A 16,885-nucleotide genomic window follows, 5' to 3' on the forward strand; every position below is an offset into this window, starting at 1 on the left:
GTTGCCTTTTAAGGCTCTAGTATTCGATAAATCTGGCATAGTTTACCGCATTTTAAAAAATTTCGCCTGTGCTTCTTGATCAATTCAAATATGCCATGTGCAAAAGCAGATATTGGCTTGATCTGAAGCGGTGGCCTTGTACTTTTTCAGCTGATTTTATGATGAATGTAGAGTGGAAAAAAATAAGGCTTTGTCATTTCACAAAGCCTTATTTAAATTTAAGCTGCGATGCTTGAATCAGGATTCAGTCGCTGCTTTGGCTTTTTTGCCCATCAGGATTTCAGTACGTAACGTCTGTGCCACGGTTGCACAGGCTTCATTCATACCGTTAATCATGAACGCATGGCGGGTCATGATGTTGCTTGGGTTTGGCATCGCCACCAGTTCATAATTATTCTGAATGGTTTTCAGCTGATCATGATTCAGGTGTAAAGCCGCTTCTTTGGCATGTAGGTGTTGAGTTAAGCGTTTCGCTGCTTCAACCGCATCCAGCTGCATGGCATCCACCGCGCCAGCAACCGCACCACGGGTTTGCAAGGCAAAACGTTTATCTTCGCGGTAACGTTTATACAGGACATCCGACAACAGCTGGAACACGGCACCGACCATCATCAGGCACTCGAGTGCTTGAGCGTGTTCTGTGTTGGTGGTGAGGGTAGCACCTTCGCTATCAAACTCTTGCGTCACCTGAATTTTAGCGGCATCGATTTGATAATGCTTGGCACATAAATCGATACTTTTATCCAGAAACAACTGGCACAGTTTAAAATACGGCACCGATACGGACTGATTGACACTGTTCAGCAGTTGTTTTGGATCATAGAACTGAATGTTCAAAGCCAGGGCCTGATCATCCAGTTGAACCGTTTCTGCTGGACGCTTCTCGACGCGCGCCTTGCTTTGTGCTTTGACCTGCTGTTGCGCCTGAGCGACCAACGTTACGGTATTTTGTTTTTCCAGCGCCAATGCCTGAGTTAAACGTTGAATTTCATGCTTAAGATGATTTTCCTGATTAATACGGGCCAGATATTCACTGCGGGTTGGACGGGCAATGGCACGATAAGCCAGCCAGATCAGGCCATGAATAAATAACGACACTAAAATCGCTAACCACTGGGTACGTAAGATTTCACCGATACTAGGCTGGATCAGGGTAATTTCAACCGTGCCAACCTTTTTCTCGTTTTGCAATGCATCACGAACAAATACTTCGCCTTGGCGGGTTTTTGACATACCACTGGTGGCAAGTACTTGCTTATTGGCATCCAGAATACGAATCGAAGCAACACTTGGATTGGTGGCATAACGATTCGCGACCAGTGCCAAAGAAACGGTATTGGCGGGTTCCAGTTCCGAAAGCGTATCTGCCACTAACTGACTGGTCATCAGTTGCCCTTGGCTGGCGCGGTTTTCATTGAGTTGATGTGTCGTTGCAATCACCAATAAAAAGGTATGCAATGCAAAACTTACGATCAGTAGGCTAGCAAATAGCCCTTGGCGAGGCGCATTCAAGTTAAACTTCCAAGGCAAATAGATTTAGGTTCGGTTATGTTATGATTCTTACATACAATAGTTGTCGCTCAACCACGAGTCAATTCATGCGAGAAATCATTCTTATATCCTTTCTAGGACCCGATCAACCGAATCAGTTTACTCGATTAATGCAGGTACTATCCGTACATTCTTTGCAAATACTTGATGTAGGTCACGCCGTTATCCACAATCAACTGACCCTCGGGATCGTTGTTGCATCGGATAATGAGACTGCTACTGCATTGGCAATGAAAGAGATCCTGATTTTAGCACATGATATTGGCCTAACAGTGCGATTTAAACCAATCTCCAACGCAGAATATGATCAATGGGTGAGTGAAGGCGGACGAACCCGTTATATCGTGACCGCACTGGCTCCGGAACTTACTGCTGCGCATTTGCAGGCGGTGACAAAAATCGTGTCCAGTCAGGGTTTTAATATTGAAACGGTCACGCGCTTGTCCGGACGTCTGGAACTGGATACCGAGAGTCCTTTCCCACGCCGGGCCTGTGTTCAGTTTGGACTGAGTGGACAGATGCTCGATGCGCAAGCCATGCGTGCAGCCTGCCTGAGCTTGTCAGGTGAGTTGAATATTGACGTGGCGGTACAGGAAGATAATGCCTATCGCCGTAATCGTCGTCTGGTCTGCTTCGATATGGACTCTACCCTGATTGAGCAAGAAGTGATTGATGAACTGGCACTCGAGGCGGGTGTAGGTGCCAAGGTGGCGGAAATTACCGAGCGTGCCATGCTGGGTGAGCTGGATTTCCAGCAAAGTTTCCGTGCCCGTGTTGCTCTACTCAAAGGTCTGGATGCTTCAGTTTTACCTAAAATTGCAGAACGGCTAACCGTGACTGAAGGGGCGGAGCGCCTGATTTCAACCCTGAAAGCCTTAGGATACAAGACCGCAATTTTATCGGGTGGGTTCCAGTATTTTGCTGAATACCTGCAAGCAAAATTAGGAATTGATGAAGTGCATGCCAATATTCTCGATGTTGAAAATGGCGTGGTGACAGGTGAGGTCAAAGGTGCCATTGTCGATGGTGCGCGCAAGGCTGAACTGCTTCGCCAGCTGGCAGAGAAAATGGGGATTTCTTTGGAACAGGCCATGGCGGTGGGCGATGGTGCCAATGATTTACCGATGCTCTCGATTGCGGGTCTCGGGGTGGCCTTCCGTGCCAAACCTTTAGTTCGTCAAAATGCCAATCAAGCCATTTCCAGTGTGGGTTTAGATGGTGTTTTGTACTTGTTGGGTATGCATGACAAAGACCTGAATCGCGCTTAAGACAGCAATTTGGGGTGTGAAAATAGGGCCGCTTTTTAAGCGGCCCTATTCATTTTTAACACGTCATGATTCCGTCATATTTATGTCTAAATGTATAGAAAAACAACGATAAAAAATTTCTGAAAAAAGTTTTTTTAAGCCTTAAAACATCGATAGTTTTTTGTAATGACACGCCGCAATTGATGCTATATGGAGATTTGGGACTTTTGTAATTTTAAAAAATGTAATGACAAAAGCATATTGCGACAGCTTATGTCGTAAGGTTAATTTCAGGCTCTTTTTTTCTAAAAAAAACCCTCCATAATGCATACAGACGTTAATGCAACACCAAGTACTGTTTGAGATTACAGAACAATATAGAGGTCTGGACACAATGACAGACCATCCTTTTTAAGACGGAGGTTTCTATGGAAGCAGCGAATTTCACCATGTTGGTTGGATTTGGCTTAATCGCTGTCGCAATTATTGCTGTTTTCTTTTCTCCTTATCGTCGTTGGTTAGGTTTTATGTTGGCAGGTATGCTGTGCTGGGGACTGTTAGAAGTGGTACGCTTTGGTGCGCAAACCATATTCGAGATGTCAGTCGCCTATAGCTATCTCACTGCCTTGAGCCTTGCGATGATTATGGTTACATTTATTCTGTTACGTGAAGATAAACAGGCACAAAAACAACTGGCGAATCGTCAGTATATTGAACATACCCCGGTTTATAAGGATGACCAGCAACAATGTTCTAGCAGATAAATTATAATAATATGAACAACATCAAAGGCATGCTCAGCATGCCTTTTTTGTATTAATTTTCTGCAACAAAGCTTTTACAGACAACTGGACAATTATGCTAGGATACTGTTGTCTTAAATTTCATCATAATACTGTAGGCATAATTGTCATGAAGCTTTCTTCTTTACCTGTGGTTAAGTTACCGATCGTTGATGTCAGCACGGATCCATTGGATTTGTTGGTGGCAGGTTTAGCGTTACGTATGAAGCAATTGGCACGCACTAGCCCAAAGTTTATTGAATTGGTTCATGACCGTGAGTTCCGTATCCAGATCGGTACAGATGCCGGCTTTGCCCGCCAGATTATTGTGAATCGTGGCAAAATTGATACGGTCGCTGGTCAACCGGAACAGGCCGATTTTATTCTGCAGTTTGCTTCAAGTGAGCAAGGTGTAAAAACCTTGTTGAAAGGCGACCCGACTGCATTCATGACCGGTATGCAGGATGGCAGCATTAAAATGGAAGGGGACTTCAGCTTACTGGTATGGTTTAACCAGGCCGCAAAACTGATTCCACCTAAAGTGCCAAAACCGGTAAAAGAAAAAATCCGTCAGGCACGTGCATTTATTAAAGAAAAAACAGGCAAATAAAAATGTCCTAAAAAAAACTCTCATTTCGGGAGTTTTTTTATATCTTTAAATTATTCAACTTCCAGATTAAAGGTCACTGGTCCGTCATTGATTAAATGAACTTTCATGTCTGCTGCAAAAATTCCTGTTTGCACATGACTGAATTGTTGACGGGTATATTCCACCAACTGCTCATACAATGCCTTGGCTTCGGCTGGCGGCATGGCTGGACCAAAGTCTGGACGTAAGCCTTTCTGGGTTTGAGCCATCAAGGTAAATTGAGAGACCAATAAAATCCCGCCATTGGCCTGACCGACATTCCAGCCCATCTTGCCTTGCTCATCGTCAAAAATCCGGTATTTCAGAATCTTGTCAATCAGCTTCTGGCCTTTTTCTAAGGTATCTTCCTTGCCCAGTCCTAAGAACACCAGTAAGCCCTGTTGAATCTCACCTGTCGTTTCGCCCTCAACGACCACTTTGGCTTCGAGGACGCGTTGAATTAATGCGCGCATAAAATTAAAGATTAAATGATCAGTCAGTTGCGCAGTCTAGCAGATTTCATAAGGTTACAGCGTGACCCAAGGAAAGGCTCCGCAATGCTTGATCTTATTTTTCGATTTGTTTTATTAAAATTATCTTTTTTATCTATTGTTAAAATCTTTGTATAGTCCCCGTGCAGGAAAGGTATTTGATTTTGGATTTAACAGTATGTTTAAGCGAACGTTTTTATTCACAATAATGGCAGCAATGTTAGGCACCGCGTATGCTGCTCCTTTAACAAAAGACAATGGTGCGCCTGTCGGTGATAACCAGAACTCAACCACAGCTGGCGCGAATGGTGCAACCTTGTTGCAAGATGTCCAGCTGATTCAAAAATTACAGCGTTTTGGCCGTGAACGTATTCCTGAGCGTGTGGTTCATGCACGTGGTACAGGCGTATACGGTGATTTCGTTGCAACAAAAGATTTGTCGGATTTAACCGTCGCGTCTATGTTTAAAGCGGGTACCACCACACCTGTTTTTGTTCGTTTTTCTACCGTGATTCATCCGAAAGGCTCACCAGAAACCGCACGTGATCCACATGGCTTTGCCGTGAAGTTTTATACCCAGCAAGGCAACTGGGATCTGGTCGGCAATAACTTGCCGGTATTCTTTATCCGTGATGCGATCAAGTTTCCTGATTTTGTCCATGCGATGAAGCCCGATCCAGTGACCAATGTGCAGGACCCGAACCGAATTTTTGATTTCTTAAAAAGCCAGCCATGGTCAATCAATATGTTGACCTATGTTTATTCTAACCTCGGGACACCGGAAAGTTACCGTACGCTGGATGGTTTTGGTGTGCATGCCTTTAAACTTTATAACGCCAAAGGCGAGTATAAATATGTCAAATTTAACTGGCGTTCGAAACAGGGCCTAAAAGGTCTGAATCTGGATCAGGTGAAAGAGGTACAAGGCCGCGACTGGAATCATCTGACCAATGATCTGTATAAAAATGTCTATGCCGGAAACTACCCGAAATGGGACTTGTACATTCAGGTGCTTGATCCAAAAGATCTGGATAAATTTGATTTCAATCCATTAGATGCGACCAAAATCTGGCCTGAGTCGTTGGTACCTGAAATGAAAGTCGGGACCTTGACCCTAAACCGGATGCCGAAGAACTTCTTCCAGGAAACCGAACAGTCTGCTTTTGCACCCGGTAACCTGATTCCGGGCATCGAGCCATCGGAAGACCGTTTACTGCAAGGTCGTATCTTCTCATATTCAGATACCCAGATGTACCGTTTAGGTGCCAATCATCAGCAAATTCCAGTGAACCGTCCTCGTGTTGCGGTAAACAACAACAATCAGGAAGGGGCAATGAACATGGGACAAACCGAGTCTCATGTCAATTATGAACCAAGTACGATTGAACCGAAGCCATCTACCGAGATTGCGCGTGCAGTTGCTACGCCACTCGAAGGCACGGTTATGCAGCAGGCGATTCAAAAACAGCAGCCATTTAAACAGGCGGGTGAGCTTTACCGCAGTTATTCGGCGGTTGAAAAGAATGACCTGATCCGTAATCTGGCAGCGGATCTGGGTCAAGTCAAAGATGCAGAAACCAAAACCATTATGGTGTCTTATTTCTATAAGGCCGATGCCGATTATGGTACGCGTCTTGCCAAAGCAGTGGGTGTAAACCTTAAAAATGCGCAAGCCAAAGCAGCGCAGTTGAAAGACGAATAAACGCTTTTATTGATGTGGTAACAGGTGCCTGAATGTTACCCCCAGAAAGTCCTGTAACCTCAAAAGCCTTTCCTGCACCTAGGGCGAGTGTTACAGGCACTCCTTATTTAGATTTTTAGGATGTTGTGATGATTCATTTACGAGCTACATTATTTGCGATCAGCATACTCTGTAGCGGTGTATCGGTCTCAGCCTATGCGGGTACGCCATCTGCCACAGTCAACGGATCAGATGAAGTGATCGAGCTGTTCTTTTCTGCGGCCAAAGTGGGAAATACCGAAGTCCTACACGAGTTTTTAAAGCACGGCTTTCCGATTGATGTACAGGACCATTCGGGTTATAGCGCTTTAATGATGGCGAGTTACTATGGTCAGAAAGATGCCGTCAAACTGTTGCTGCAACAAGGGGCCAACCGGTGTCTCCGGGACAAGCGCGGACATACCGCACTGATGGCTGCAATCGTGAAAGCCGAGTGGAGTATCGCCAAGCAGTTGCGTCAGGTCGACTGTGATATCAATGCCGCCACAACAGGTCAACTCACTGCAGAACAGTTTGCGCTACAGTTTGGACAGCAGCAGCATTTAAAAGACATCCAGCCATCGCAATAAAAATAATATACCCATATGCTAACACTTTGAATTCAAATAATTACTAAACTTTTATTCTCGTGAAAAATCATGCATTGCAATCGACAGACTCATTTCTGTGCAAAAGTATGCTTTAATGCTTGAACGAGAATAGATCCTAGTCAGTCATGTCTACACCCATTATTCAATCTTTACTTGATACCGACTTATATAAATTCACCATGTTGCAGGTGGTGTTACATCAGTTTCCACAAACGCACAGTGTGTATTTATTCCGTTGTCGAAATCTGGAAGATACGGTTTACCCACTGGTTGAGATTCTGGATGACTTAAACCAGCAGTTAGACTGGCTGTGTGAATTGCGTTTTGCCGAAGACGAGCTGCAATATTTGCGCTCATTACGTTTTATTAAAAGTGATTTTGTTGATTATCTGGAACTGTTCCAGCTTAAACGTCGCTTTATTCAGGCCAGTATTGATGAGGCGGGTCGACTGGATATTCGGATTGAAGGGCCAATGGTTCAGGCCATGATGTTTGAGATCTTTGTGCTAGCGATTGTCAATGAACTGTATTTCCGCCGTATCCGCAGTGATGAGGTTTTGGCAGAAGGCGAACGTCGTTTACAGCAAAAATTGGTACAACTGCAACACTATGCCCAAGAACAACAACAGAATGATCCTCCCTTTTTAGTGTCTGATTTTGGGACACGCCGTCGCTATAGCTTTGAATGGCAAAAACATGTGGTGCAAGCGTTTCATGCTGCGGCACCCAAGGTATTTCGTGGTACCAGTAATGTGCTGTTAGCGAAACAGTTAGGAATTAGCCCGATTGGAACCATGGCACATGAATTCCTGCAGGCTTTTCAGGCGCTTGATGTACGTTTGCGTAATTTCCAGAAGGCTGCTTTAGAAGCTTGGGTACAAGAATATCGGGGTGATCTCGGGATTGCTTTGACCGATGTGGTCGGCATGGATGCATTCTTACGCGATTTTGATTTGTATTTTGCCAAGTTGTTTGATGGTTTGCGTCATGACAGTGGTGACCCGTATGAGTGGGGAGATAAGGCGGCTGAGCATTATCGTAAACTCAAGATTGATACCAAGACCAAGATGCTGACCTTTAGTGATGGTCTGAATCTGGAAAAAGCTTGGTTATTGCATCAATATTTTAAAGACCGTTTTCAGGTGAGTTTTGGGATTGGCACTAATTTAACCAATGATATGGGGCAGAAGCCTTTAAATATTGTGTTGAAATTGGTGGAGTGTAATCGTCAATCCGTGGCAAAAATTTCAGATAGCCCGGGTAAGACCATGACCGATAATGATACCTTCTTGGCATATTTGCGTCAGGTGTTCGAAATTGAGGAAGTTGAGTAGAGACATTGCAGTGTCTTACCTAATTCTCATTCATTTTCCGGATAGACCTTCGGTGAGTTACTTTGGTTTTGCCCAAAGTAACCAAAGGCATTTGTTGAACTGACGGCACATCCTTGATGCCGCAGCTCAACGGGCGGCATCCATGCCACCTCCGCACCAGTAAATTTTCTCGATAGATTTATATGGCTAACTTTCGAAATTGTCAGTAAATTTTATACTTTTAATCCATAATCTTTAAACTTTTTGCTATATTTCCTTTTCTGCTAAATCAATGCAAAAAATCAGACAAAGATAAAAAGTCGGCTATGCTAAAATTATGCATAAAGCGGATGACAAAACAGCATAACAATGACTGAAGTAGATTTTAAACTGGGTTTACTGATTGAACCTGAACAACTCGTGCCTTATTTAGGACATGAGCGAATTCGTATTGTCGATTTAAGTCGTGCATCGGTGTATGAACAACTGCATATTCCTCATGCGATCCATTTGCAGCCTAAATATCTGGTGGCACAACAAGAACAAGCCAATGGAGTATTGCCAGACTTAGAAGGGTTACAGGCGCTCATCGAGAAATTGAATATTTCACCGCAACATCATGTGGTGGTATATGACGATGAAGGCGGTGCCTGGGCAGGACGATTAATCTGGAATTTACATTGTCTGGGTTTTCAACATACCAGTCTGATTAATGGCGGCATTCATGGTTGGCTGGGTGCTGGATTACCTACCACTGCTGAAGTCGATCCAGTGAAACCCGTTGCGGATCTGTTACCGATTGATTTAGCCACCGTCCAGCAATATCGGGTCGAATATCAGGAATTATTGAAGCAAGTTGAAGAACAGAATATTCAACTGTGGGATTGCCGTAGCGATGATGAATATACAGGCTTGCGTCTGGCTGCGCGACGCGGCGGTCACATCCCAAATGCACTGCATTTTGAATGGAGTACTGCCCTAAACCGTGAAAATCATCTAAAATTACACCCGCTTGAACGCACACAACAACGTTTAGAACAATTAGGCTTTAATTTACAACAACCTGTGGTGGTGTACTGTCAGTCTCACCATCGTTCTGGCTTGGCGTATATTCTGGCAAGGTTGCTTAACTGGCCAGTCAAAGCCTATGATGGTGCGTGGAGTGAGTGGGGCAATCGCCTCGATAGTCCTATTATTTCAGGAGAGTCGCCGTTGTGAGTTTTGCAGCAGATTTAAAAAAACAATTATTTATCAAAGCACAAAATCTTGTGCCGCAACATCAACTCAGCCGTGTGATTGGCAAGGTTGCCGCAAGTGAAAATCTTTTGGTAAAAACTGCTGTTATTCAGGCATTTAAAGCCAAATACGGAATTGATATGAGCATTGCTGAACAAAGCAATGCGCAACACTATAAATCATTCAATGAATTTTTTACCCGTGCGTTAAAAGAGGGTATTCGTGGCATTGATGAACAGGCTGATAGTATTGTTTGTCCTGCAGATGGTGCGATTTCACAGCTTGGTAAAATTGAAGCAGGTGATATTTTTCAGGCCAAAGGTCAAAGTTTTTCAGTGGAAAAATTGATTGGCGATCCGCAGTTAGCCAAACCTTTTCATGAAGGACAGTTTGCGACCGTCTATTTGTCACCTAAAGATTATCACCGTGTGCATATGCCTTTGGCAGGCACATTGACCGAAACTTTATATATCCCAGGTGAATTATTTTCGGTCAACCAAGTGACTGCTGAAAATGTACCGGGCTTATTTGCGCGTAATGAGCGTATGGTCTGCTTATTTGATACCGAACTGGGACGTATGGCCGTGGTTCTGGTGGGTGCAATGATTGTTGCTGGGATTGAAACCGTTGCAACGGGTAAGGTCAAACCGATAGGTCGTGTTGAATTGCAACATCATCAAATGAAATTGGATAAAGGCGCGGAATTAGGTCGCTTCTATCTTGGCTCAACTGCTGTGATTTTATTTGAAAAAGATAAAATGGTTTGGGAAGAGCAATTCAAGGCCAATTCAACTGTGGTGATGGGCGAGCGTTTAGGTCATTCGGTTTAATTGATAAAATCGTAAAAAAGCCCCAAAACTGGGGCTTTTTATTTATATGCAATATCTTATATATTTTGTACCACTAGAAATAAGCTTAGATAATTTAAAATAAAGGTGAATAATGATGAAAGACTTAATACCTCAATTTTCTTTTTTTTGAATTTTTAGGAATTTTAACTTCGGCAACAATATTAGGTAATTACTTACTAGACCGGTCCTTAATCAATATTACGGTTTTCATGCTGTATTGTTTTTTTGCAGCAGGGCTAGCCAGCTTAAATTTTTATTTACGTTATAAAAGTAATCCCAAGATTAAGAATGAGTTTTGATTTTTATTATGTTTTATGTGCTCTAGATTAAATAATATGATTGAAGATATAAGATATTTAATTATTTTCGCAAAAATTGCTGAATTTGGTTCAATTTCCAAAGGAGCCAAAGCACTAGGCCTGTCGACGGCAACGGTGAGTATGCATCTCGCCAAGTTAGAGAAAAATTTGGAGTGTGCCTTATTTTATCGTAATACACGAAAAATGACCTTAACACATGATGGACAAAAACTTTTAGAAACGGCCAAAGGCATGCTGGAAACCTATGAGACAGGTATTTCAGACTTTAAACAACGTTCTATTCTTAGAAAAACACAATTGCATATCTCCATCCCAGCAGTTTTTATCCATAGCGAGTTTATGCAATGTATTACCACATTTTTTGAGGCGTATAAGGACTTAACTGTACACATTACTTGTGATGATAGCAGAACAGATTTGATTGCTGAAAATGTTGACATTGCTTTTCGAATTGGTGAGCTTGCAGATAGTTCATTTAAAGCTCGTTATCTGTTTCCCTTAGCCCGAAGTATCGTTGCGACCCCGGATTTTTTACGTCAGTATCCGCCCATTACTCATCCAAAACAGCTGATCAATATGAAATGGCTGGGTTTGAGTATGAGGAAAAATAAGCGAATATTACGGCATCGACATACAGGAGAAGAGGTCGAAATCTCATACCAGCCTCATATTTATGTGAATAATGTTGATGCTGCTTATCGGCTGGCAAAATTAAATGCAGGGCTGGCAGCACCTCCTGATGAATTAATTCAAGCTGATCTTGATCAGCAAAAGATTGTAAGAGTGCTACCGGATTGGTTACTTGAACCCTTGAGTGTGTATGCAGTTTGGCCTGCGAATATACCAATTAATGGTATTGCCCATGCTTTAATTGAGCGAATTTATCAATCATTTAATTCCCCAATAGTTGGATCAGCATAAAGATGGATAGTATGATTAAAGATCCGCCCATCAACATATTCAGGAGCCTGAGCTGATATGGGTTGGTTAAGATTTTTGCGAGTTTATGTCCTGATACACCCCAAATAATGAAACAGAGATAGCAAGTAACGAAATAAATAAGAATAAACAGAACAAGAGGAAAATAACTGATGGGTGAGGTGAATAAGGATATACCCGAGAGACATGCAATCCATGCTTTAGGATTGAGCCATTGTAAGAGAAATCCCTCTGTAAAACTGGCAACAGATATATTATTTACAAGCTCAATCTCTGGTTTAGAAAGTATAATTTTTTGCCCAATATAAAAAATAAATAATGCACCTGCACATTCTAGTATTTTGAAAAAAATAGGATAATGGCCAATCGTTTGACTAAATCCAAAGCCTAAAAATATTAATAACAAGGTAAAGCCAAGCGTTGCTCCTGAAATAAAGGGCAATGTTTTTCGAAATCCATGCATTAAGCTGGTTGAAAGAATTGTAATATTGATTGGTCCTGGTGAAATGGACATTGTAAGTGAAAAAATAAACATGCTTATAAGAACAGAGATTGACATTATTTTGAACTTTTTGAAATCAATTATTAAAATCCAATGATATAGCGTAATTCAAATAAGATTAGACGGGTTTTATCAAAAACTGATTTTGATTTTTTGATTACAGCACTCTAACAATCAATTTGATTATTCTAAAAAATTAATCTGAACTTGAATCGTTAGTCTTTCATATGGTGAACTTGGGCGAGTTTTTTTATTACTCGCGGTGAAAAGGCCTAAGACAGTGGGATAAAGGAGAAAATTTCCTAAGCATAGTTAAAAAGGATCGTCTTTGCCCATAGCATAACGCCGTTTCTGAAAGACAAGTTGAAACTTGGAAATTTGATCTATCATTAAAATTGAGTCCATAACTTATGATGAGATATGTAGCTATAGTGTTTTTATTCCTATCAGGTATAGGTGGGTATACGATTGATAAATTTGGTCAAGATTTATGTATCAATGAATATATCGCTATAGGAACTATTACCTATTTTAAAGAATTAAATGGGATTTCCGCTAATGATCCATCAATGTTAGCGACGTGCGGTGTAGTATCTATTATTTTTTCAATAATTTTAATCTTCATAAAAAACAAATGCTTTTATGTAGCTATGACATTTCTACTACTTGTTTTAGAAGTGATTCTATTAAATATGATGGAAACCGTATCTTATATAGAAATTATTTATGACTCAATTACGCAGTGTGCTAATTATTCTGTGCTGATATGGGTTACTTTTCAGGCTGCATTCTTAATATCCAGTTGTTTTTATCTTTTTAAAAGGAAATAAAGTTTATTTAACTTTGAGGGACTTTAACCCAAACCTGTACGCTTTTACTTACATCAATCAAGGTCAATGTCCCATGTTCAACCCAAGCTCAATTACCTAATATGAACTCATCAGGAACAGGAAGTTCCAGAACATAAAACAAAAATGATAAGTTCAGGCATCAGGATGTGAGATATGACAGGAGTTGTATCTAGTGAAAGGAATACGAAAAAGCCCGACAGGATGTCGGGCTTTTTTCATTTTATTTTTTTAGAGTGCTGTTTAATTGATTGGCTTGGCATTGTAATAAGCATGAATTGAGGCGGCACAGCAGTCAATCAACAGGTCTTCATCCTTTTTCCAGATCAGTTTCACTTCACTGAGCTTATTTTCATCCTGAATCGGAATAAGCCTGACATTGCTGGGCAGAATCACTTTAAATTCTTCAGGCACAATACAAATGCCAAAGCCATTGGCGACCAGTTCCAGCTGAGATCTTTTCCTTGAATAAATTCGGGTTCTTTTCGGAGAAAAGCCATTGACCTGACATAAGTTGGCGGCCAGATAGCTGAGACCACCACGCGCATTATGTGGTACAGAAACAAAATTTAATAAGGCTAATTCGCGTATCGAAATATTTTCTTTTTCACTTAAAACCGGATCGGCAATATGGGCAGCCACATATAATGGGGCAGTGTATAAGCTAATCGAATTGACCTCATCTAAATTGTGATAAATCGGCGGCCGGATAAAACCCAGATCAATGGAACCATTTAATAGATATTCCAGTTGTAACTCAGAAGATAGAGTATTCATTTCAATATCAATATTATGGGTGTCACACAGTTGCTCAAAGACTTCCAGTTTATTCTGATCCAGTACGATACTGCTGGAATGGGCAATTTTAATAATTCGGCCTTCGCCCCGACTGATACTTTGGGCGCTGGCAATGGAACTTTTTAAATGATCCATATTGGTTTTTAAGCTTTTATACAGTGCTTCGCCTGCAACCGTAAGTTTTATCTTCTTTTCAGAGCGATCGAAAATCTCAAAGCCTAATTCTTCTTCTAAATTTTTAATCTGCCTGCTCAGTGCTGATTGGGCAATAAACAGCTTCTCCGAAGCGGCAATAAAGCCACCGGTTTCGACAATTGTGATTAGATAATTGAATTGTTTTAATGTCCACATATCTCAAAATTAGATCAGTGCCTGCTTTTTCTATATTAGATGAGATGAAAGAAATCTTATATCTTTTTTATAGGTTCTTGATTCAGGTGGCTGAAAATGACGATGAAAAACAAGATTGTGACCTTGATTGCTGCAGTACTGATTTGTGTACTGGTGCAGAGCTATGACCATTATATGGGCATACAGCCGATCTCACAGCAGACTGATTTATCAGGAGATTAGGTAAATCTTCGCATCATCTTTGATGTCATGACCAATTTTATAAATGAGATGAGCGCATGGCGATGTACGTTTTTGCTTACACTGATTAGAGGGAATGTCCCATTTTCAACCCAAGCTCAATTGCCTAATATGAATTCATTAGGAACAGGAAGTTCCAGAACATAAAACAAAAATGATAAGTTCAGGCATCAGGATATGAGGTACGACAGGAGTTGCACCTAGTAACGAAATACGAAAAAAAGCCCGACAGGATGTCGGGCTTTTTTAATGATCATCAATAGGATTTAGTAAATTAATCAAATCTCTATCCAAGCTCTTTAGAAAAGGGATTCCATAGTTATTTTCTTTTAGCATTTCAAAAAGATGATTTGGTAAATCATTTTTATATTCTGTAAAGCATGTGGCTAGACCTATAGCTATAGAAGCAACACTATCAGTATCTCCACCTAATTGAATGCATGCTTTCAATAGTGAACTCATTGAGTCATGTTTTAATAAGCAGGTAAAAGCTGCACTAACGGTGTCATATGCATTTAAAGAAACTCTTTCTTGCCAATTAAAATTCCATTCATTCAAGCCTTCACATTCTAAGAATTTTTTTAACTCTGCTAATCTACCGTTCTCTTGTAAGCCAAAATATGCTGCTAAACCTACTGCACAACTAGATGATATCCCCAGTTTAGTATTATGGGTTATTTGTGCTTGTAATGTAGCAAACGTAATAACATCACTCCTATTCTTTAAAAACCCGATAGGTACTGAACGCATAGCTGCACCATTTCTTTCACTGGTTGAGATCAGCATATTAAGTAACTCTTTTCCAGATCTAACTTGAGTTAACAAATTGTAGAAACCTTCAGAATATCCAACCCTTATATCTCTTTGAAAACATTCTATAAATTTTGTGGCTATATTTTCTTTAGTCCATTCTGCTCCAGACAAGATAAATTCAGCTATAGCAATCGACATTTGAGTATCATCTGTATATTGACCTGAAATATCGTATAACTCATGTTGGCAATATGATACTAAGTTATTATGAGCATTAATTTTTTCTGTAGCGCAAAACTCAAATCCTGCACCATATGCATCTGCAATAGCTATTTCAGTTAACACGCAAATTAGCCCTCTTTGCCACTATATTTTTAATAAAACCTCAGCAGAAAAATAATCTATTTCATATCTTGAATAAAATGAGATAAGAAAATCTCTCTACGTTTAGTTATTTTATCATTAAATAAACTAATGGGACTGCCTATTTTGAAGTATTACTATTTTATTCAAGCAGATTTCATTTAATGAATAATATAAAAATTGTGTACGTTTTTGCTTACACTGATTAGAGGAAATGTCCCATTTTCAACCCAAGCTGAATTGCCTAATATGAATTCATCAGGAACAGGAAGTTCCAGAACATAAAACAAAAATGATAAGTTCAGGCATCAGGACGTGAGGTACGACAGGAGTTGCACCTAGTAACGAAATACGAAAAAAGCCCGACAGGATGTCGGGCTTTTTTTATTCCAGATTGATTTGTTTGGTCCAGAGTTCAATCAGCATCTGGATGGTCTGGCTTAAAGGTTTGTGGCTCGGCCAGATGGCGTGAATCGGCATATCCAGTCGATTGGTGGTGTCATGAAATTCCAGTCGAACCAGACTGCCTTGAGTAAAATGTTCTTGCACGGTCGAAAGTGGGAAATTTCCCCAGCCAAAGCCCTGTTCCACCATATTAATTGCCATCAATAAACTATCGCTATACCAGTAAGAATCAGAGACCAGGACCCGACTATCCGGGAGAGGGTAGTGTTTGCTGGCAATAATAATCTGTCTGAGTTCAGAGAGCATGGTCAATTCATTTTTATGATTGTCCTTAAGCTGTTGTGCACCTTGAGGAGAAATTGCTGCAACAAATTTTTCAGTTCCCAAAAGTCGAAAGCGCTCATTCCGGTCGAGCTCAGATGAGCTATAGGCAATATACAGATCAATTTCATTGTGATGTAAGCGTGCTTTTAATTCTTGTTGTGGCGCACTGACCATTTCAATGTCCAGTAGCGGATAGCGTTGCAGCAGATGGGCAATAGCAGGCAATAAAAGTTTCTGGTTGACGTCTGCAGCCACCCCAATTGCAATACGGGTTTCCAGTCCTGTTGAAAGTTCAGTTAAATGCATTTCCAGCTGGCGCAGTTTAGTCACAATCAATCGGGCGTGTGGCTCGATGGATAAGGCAATGTCAGTGGGCGCAAGATGATTTTTACTGCGTTCAAATAATTTTAAATTTAGTTCTGCTTCTAAATTGGCAATCGCCATACTGACGGCAGAAGGTACCCGATTCAGTGCCCGGGCTGCCGCTGAAAAATTTCCTCGATCAATAATTTCAAGAATCAGCTCAAGCTGTTCACTGGTCAATTTCATTTTAATTCTCTTGTCAGCTGTACTGATAACGATTGACTTTTTTTATCAAAATTAAAGCGTAAA

17 protein-coding genes are annotated in these 16,885 nt (G+C 41.0%); 11 read left to right on the forward strand and 6 right to left on the reverse strand.

The genetic code is table 11. The features are described from left to right. Positions 1-237: 237 nt before the first annotated feature. A complete protein-coding gene (locus IEV39_RS09865; RefSeq protein ID WP_167510582.1) occupies positions 238-1,530 on the reverse strand; it encodes a DUF4175 domain-containing protein in 1,293 nt (430 codons plus the stop codon). 68 nt (positions 1,531-1,598) lie between these two features. On the opposite strand from IEV39_RS09865, the gene serB reads away from it, so the two are divergent. The 3 genes from serB (at position 1,599) to IEV39_RS09880 (ending at position 4,190) form a co-directional block, all read left to right on the forward strand. Then, the gene (gene serB / locus IEV39_RS09870) at positions 1,599-2,819 is read left to right on the forward strand and encodes a phosphoserine phosphatase SerB (protein ID WP_005282284.1); all 1,221 of its coding nucleotides are present in this window, start codon (positions 1,599-1,601) and stop codon (positions 2,817-2,819) included. Between the two features lie 407 nt (positions 2,820-3,226). Then, on the forward strand, positions 3,227-3,562 hold the full coding sequence (gene aciT, locus IEV39_RS09875) for a ciprofloxacin tolerance protein AciT (RefSeq protein WP_005228048.1): 336 nt from the start codon (positions 3,227-3,229) through the stop codon (positions 3,560-3,562). Positions 3,563-3,710: 148 nt separating this feature from the next. After that, entirely contained in the window at positions 3,711-4,190 is a 480-nt protein-coding gene (locus tag IEV39_RS09880; protein ID WP_005228046.1) for a hypothetical protein, read from the forward strand. A 50-nt stretch (positions 4,191-4,240) separates the two neighbouring features. Here IEV39_RS09880 and dtd read toward each other — a convergent pair whose 3' ends face one another. After that, positions 4,241-4,681 (reverse strand): D-aminoacyl-tRNA deacylase, encoded by a 441-nt coding sequence (gene dtd / locus IEV39_RS09885; protein ID WP_005282287.1) that lies wholly within the window; start codon positions 4,679-4,681, stop codon positions 4,241-4,243. Positions 4,682-4,877: 196 nt separating this feature from the next. Here dtd and IEV39_RS09890 point away from each other — a divergent pair, with 196 nt between their 5' ends. The 6 genes from IEV39_RS09890 (at position 4,878) to IEV39_RS09915 (ending at position 11,671) form a co-directional block, all read left to right on the forward strand. Beyond that, positions 4,878-6,401: a catalase gene (locus IEV39_RS09890; protein ID WP_005282288.1), complete on the forward strand. Its 1,524-nt coding sequence runs from the start codon at positions 4,878-4,880 to the stop codon at positions 6,399-6,401. Positions 6,402-6,529: 128 nt separating this feature from the next. Next, positions 6,530-7,009 carry an ankyrin repeat domain-containing protein gene (locus IEV39_RS09895; RefSeq protein WP_005282290.1) on the forward strand — a complete coding sequence of 160 codons (480 nt, stop codon included), beginning with the start codon at positions 6,530-6,532 and terminating at the stop codon, positions 7,007-7,009. Between the two features lie 146 nt (positions 7,010-7,155). Continuing rightward, positions 7,156-8,364: a nicotinate phosphoribosyltransferase gene (gene pncB / locus IEV39_RS09900; protein WP_005282293.1), complete on the forward strand. Its 1,209-nt coding sequence runs from the start codon at positions 7,156-7,158 to the stop codon at positions 8,362-8,364. Positions 8,365-8,712: 348 nt separating this feature from the next. Then, a complete protein-coding gene (locus IEV39_RS09905; RefSeq protein WP_005282294.1) occupies positions 8,713-9,561 on the forward strand; it encodes a sulfurtransferase in 849 nt (282 codons plus the stop codon). Then, positions 9,558-10,409: an archaetidylserine decarboxylase gene (asd, locus tag IEV39_RS09910; protein ID WP_005282296.1), complete on the forward strand. Its 852-nt coding sequence runs from the start codon at positions 9,558-9,560 to the stop codon at positions 10,407-10,409. Before IEV39_RS09905 ends, asd begins: the two co-directional genes overlap by 4 nt. A gap of 356 nt (positions 10,410-10,765) precedes the next feature. Then, entirely contained in the window at positions 10,766-11,671 is a 906-nt protein-coding gene (locus IEV39_RS09915; protein ID WP_005282298.1) for a LysR family transcriptional regulator, read from the forward strand. On the opposite strand, the gene IEV39_RS09920 is transcribed toward IEV39_RS09915, so the two are convergent. Next, positions 11,643-12,248 carry a LysE family translocator gene (locus tag IEV39_RS09920; RefSeq protein WP_005282300.1) on the reverse strand — a complete coding sequence of 202 codons (606 nt, stop codon included), beginning with the start codon at positions 12,246-12,248 and terminating at the stop codon, positions 11,643-11,645. The two genes, IEV39_RS09915 and IEV39_RS09920, sit on opposite strands and share 29 nt — an antisense overlap. Before the next feature lie 353 nt (positions 12,249-12,601). On the opposite strand from IEV39_RS09920, the gene IEV39_RS09925 reads away from it, so the two are divergent. After that, positions 12,602-13,021: a hypothetical protein gene (locus tag IEV39_RS09925; RefSeq protein WP_005282302.1), complete on the forward strand. Its 420-nt coding sequence runs from the start codon at positions 12,602-12,604 to the stop codon at positions 13,019-13,021. Between the two features lie 261 nt (positions 13,022-13,282). On the opposite strand, the gene IEV39_RS09930 is transcribed toward IEV39_RS09925, so the two are convergent. Beyond that, the gene (locus tag IEV39_RS09930; RefSeq protein ID WP_005282305.1) at positions 13,283-14,188 is read right to left on the reverse strand and encodes a LysR family transcriptional regulator; all 906 of its coding nucleotides are present in this window, start codon (positions 14,186-14,188) and stop codon (positions 13,283-13,285) included. A 96-nt stretch (positions 14,189-14,284) separates the two neighbouring features. On the opposite strand from IEV39_RS09930, the gene IEV39_RS18615 reads away from it, so the two are divergent. Next, positions 14,285-14,410: a hypothetical protein gene (locus IEV39_RS18615; RefSeq protein WP_005228023.1), complete on the forward strand. Its 126-nt coding sequence runs from the start codon at positions 14,285-14,287 to the stop codon at positions 14,408-14,410. A 264-nt stretch (positions 14,411-14,674) separates the two neighbouring features. Here IEV39_RS18615 and IEV39_RS09935 read toward each other — a convergent pair whose 3' ends face one another. Both IEV39_RS09935 and IEV39_RS09940 read right to left on the reverse strand, forming a co-directional pair. Further along, positions 14,675-15,526, reverse strand: coding sequence for an ADP-ribosylglycohydrolase family protein (locus IEV39_RS09935; protein ID WP_005228022.1), 852 nt, complete (start codon positions 15,524-15,526; stop codon positions 14,675-14,677). Positions 15,527-15,928: 402 nt separating this feature from the next. Next, a complete protein-coding gene (locus tag IEV39_RS09940) occupies positions 15,929-16,822 on the reverse strand; it encodes a LysR family transcriptional regulator (RefSeq protein ID WP_005282307.1) in 894 nt (297 codons plus the stop codon). Positions 16,823-16,885 lie beyond the last annotated feature (63 nt).

It is taken from the genome of Acinetobacter courvalinii (assembly GCF_014635545.1).
In the GTDB taxonomy this organism is placed as follows: Bacteria; Pseudomonadota; Gammaproteobacteria; order Pseudomonadales; family Moraxellaceae; genus Acinetobacter; species Acinetobacter courvalinii.

What these genes read in the sequence shown, in the direction of transcription:
- IEV39_RS09915 (WP_005282298.1), top strand. Translation starts at nt 10,766, where the DNA reads ATGATTGAAGATATAAGATATTTAATTATTTTCGCAAAAATTGCTGAA.
- serB (WP_005282284.1), top strand. Translation starts at nt 1,599, where the DNA reads ATGCGAGAAATCATTCTTATATCCTTTCTAGGACCCGATCAACCGAAT.
- IEV39_RS18615 (WP_005228023.1), top strand. Translation starts at nt 14,285, where the DNA reads ATGACGATGAAAAACAAGATTGTGACCTTGATTGCTGCAGTACTGATT.
- IEV39_RS09890 (WP_005282288.1), top strand. Translation starts at nt 4,878, where the DNA reads ATGTTTAAGCGAACGTTTTTATTCACAATAATGGCAGCAATGTTAGGC.
- IEV39_RS09895 (WP_005282290.1), top strand. Translation starts at nt 6,530, where the DNA reads ATGATTCATTTACGAGCTACATTATTTGCGATCAGCATACTCTGTAGC.
- IEV39_RS09940 (WP_005282307.1), bottom strand. Translation starts at nt 16,822, where the DNA reads ATGAAATTGACCAGTGAACAGCTTGAGCTGATTCTTGAAATTATTGAT.
- IEV39_RS09925 (WP_005282302.1), top strand. Translation starts at nt 12,602, where the DNA reads ATGATGAGATATGTAGCTATAGTGTTTTTATTCCTATCAGGTATAGGT.
- dtd (WP_005282287.1), bottom strand. Translation starts at nt 4,681, where the DNA reads ATGCGCGCATTAATTCAACGCGTCCTCGAAGCCAAAGTGGTCGTTGAG.
- aciT (WP_005228048.1), top strand. Translation starts at nt 3,227, where the DNA reads ATGGAAGCAGCGAATTTCACCATGTTGGTTGGATTTGGCTTAATCGCT.
- IEV39_RS09920 (WP_005282300.1), bottom strand. Translation starts at nt 12,248, where the DNA reads ATGTCAATCTCTGTTCTTATAAGCATGTTTATTTTTTCACTTACAATG.
- pncB (WP_005282293.1), top strand. Translation starts at nt 7,156, where the DNA reads ATGTCTACACCCATTATTCAATCTTTACTTGATACCGACTTATATAAA.
- IEV39_RS09905 (WP_005282294.1), top strand. Translation starts at nt 8,713, where the DNA reads ATGACTGAAGTAGATTTTAAACTGGGTTTACTGATTGAACCTGAACAA.
- IEV39_RS09930 (WP_005282305.1), bottom strand. Translation starts at nt 14,188, where the DNA reads ATGTGGACATTAAAACAATTCAATTATCTAATCACAATTGTCGAAACC.
- IEV39_RS09880 (WP_005228046.1), top strand. Translation starts at nt 3,711, where the DNA reads ATGAAGCTTTCTTCTTTACCTGTGGTTAAGTTACCGATCGTTGATGTC.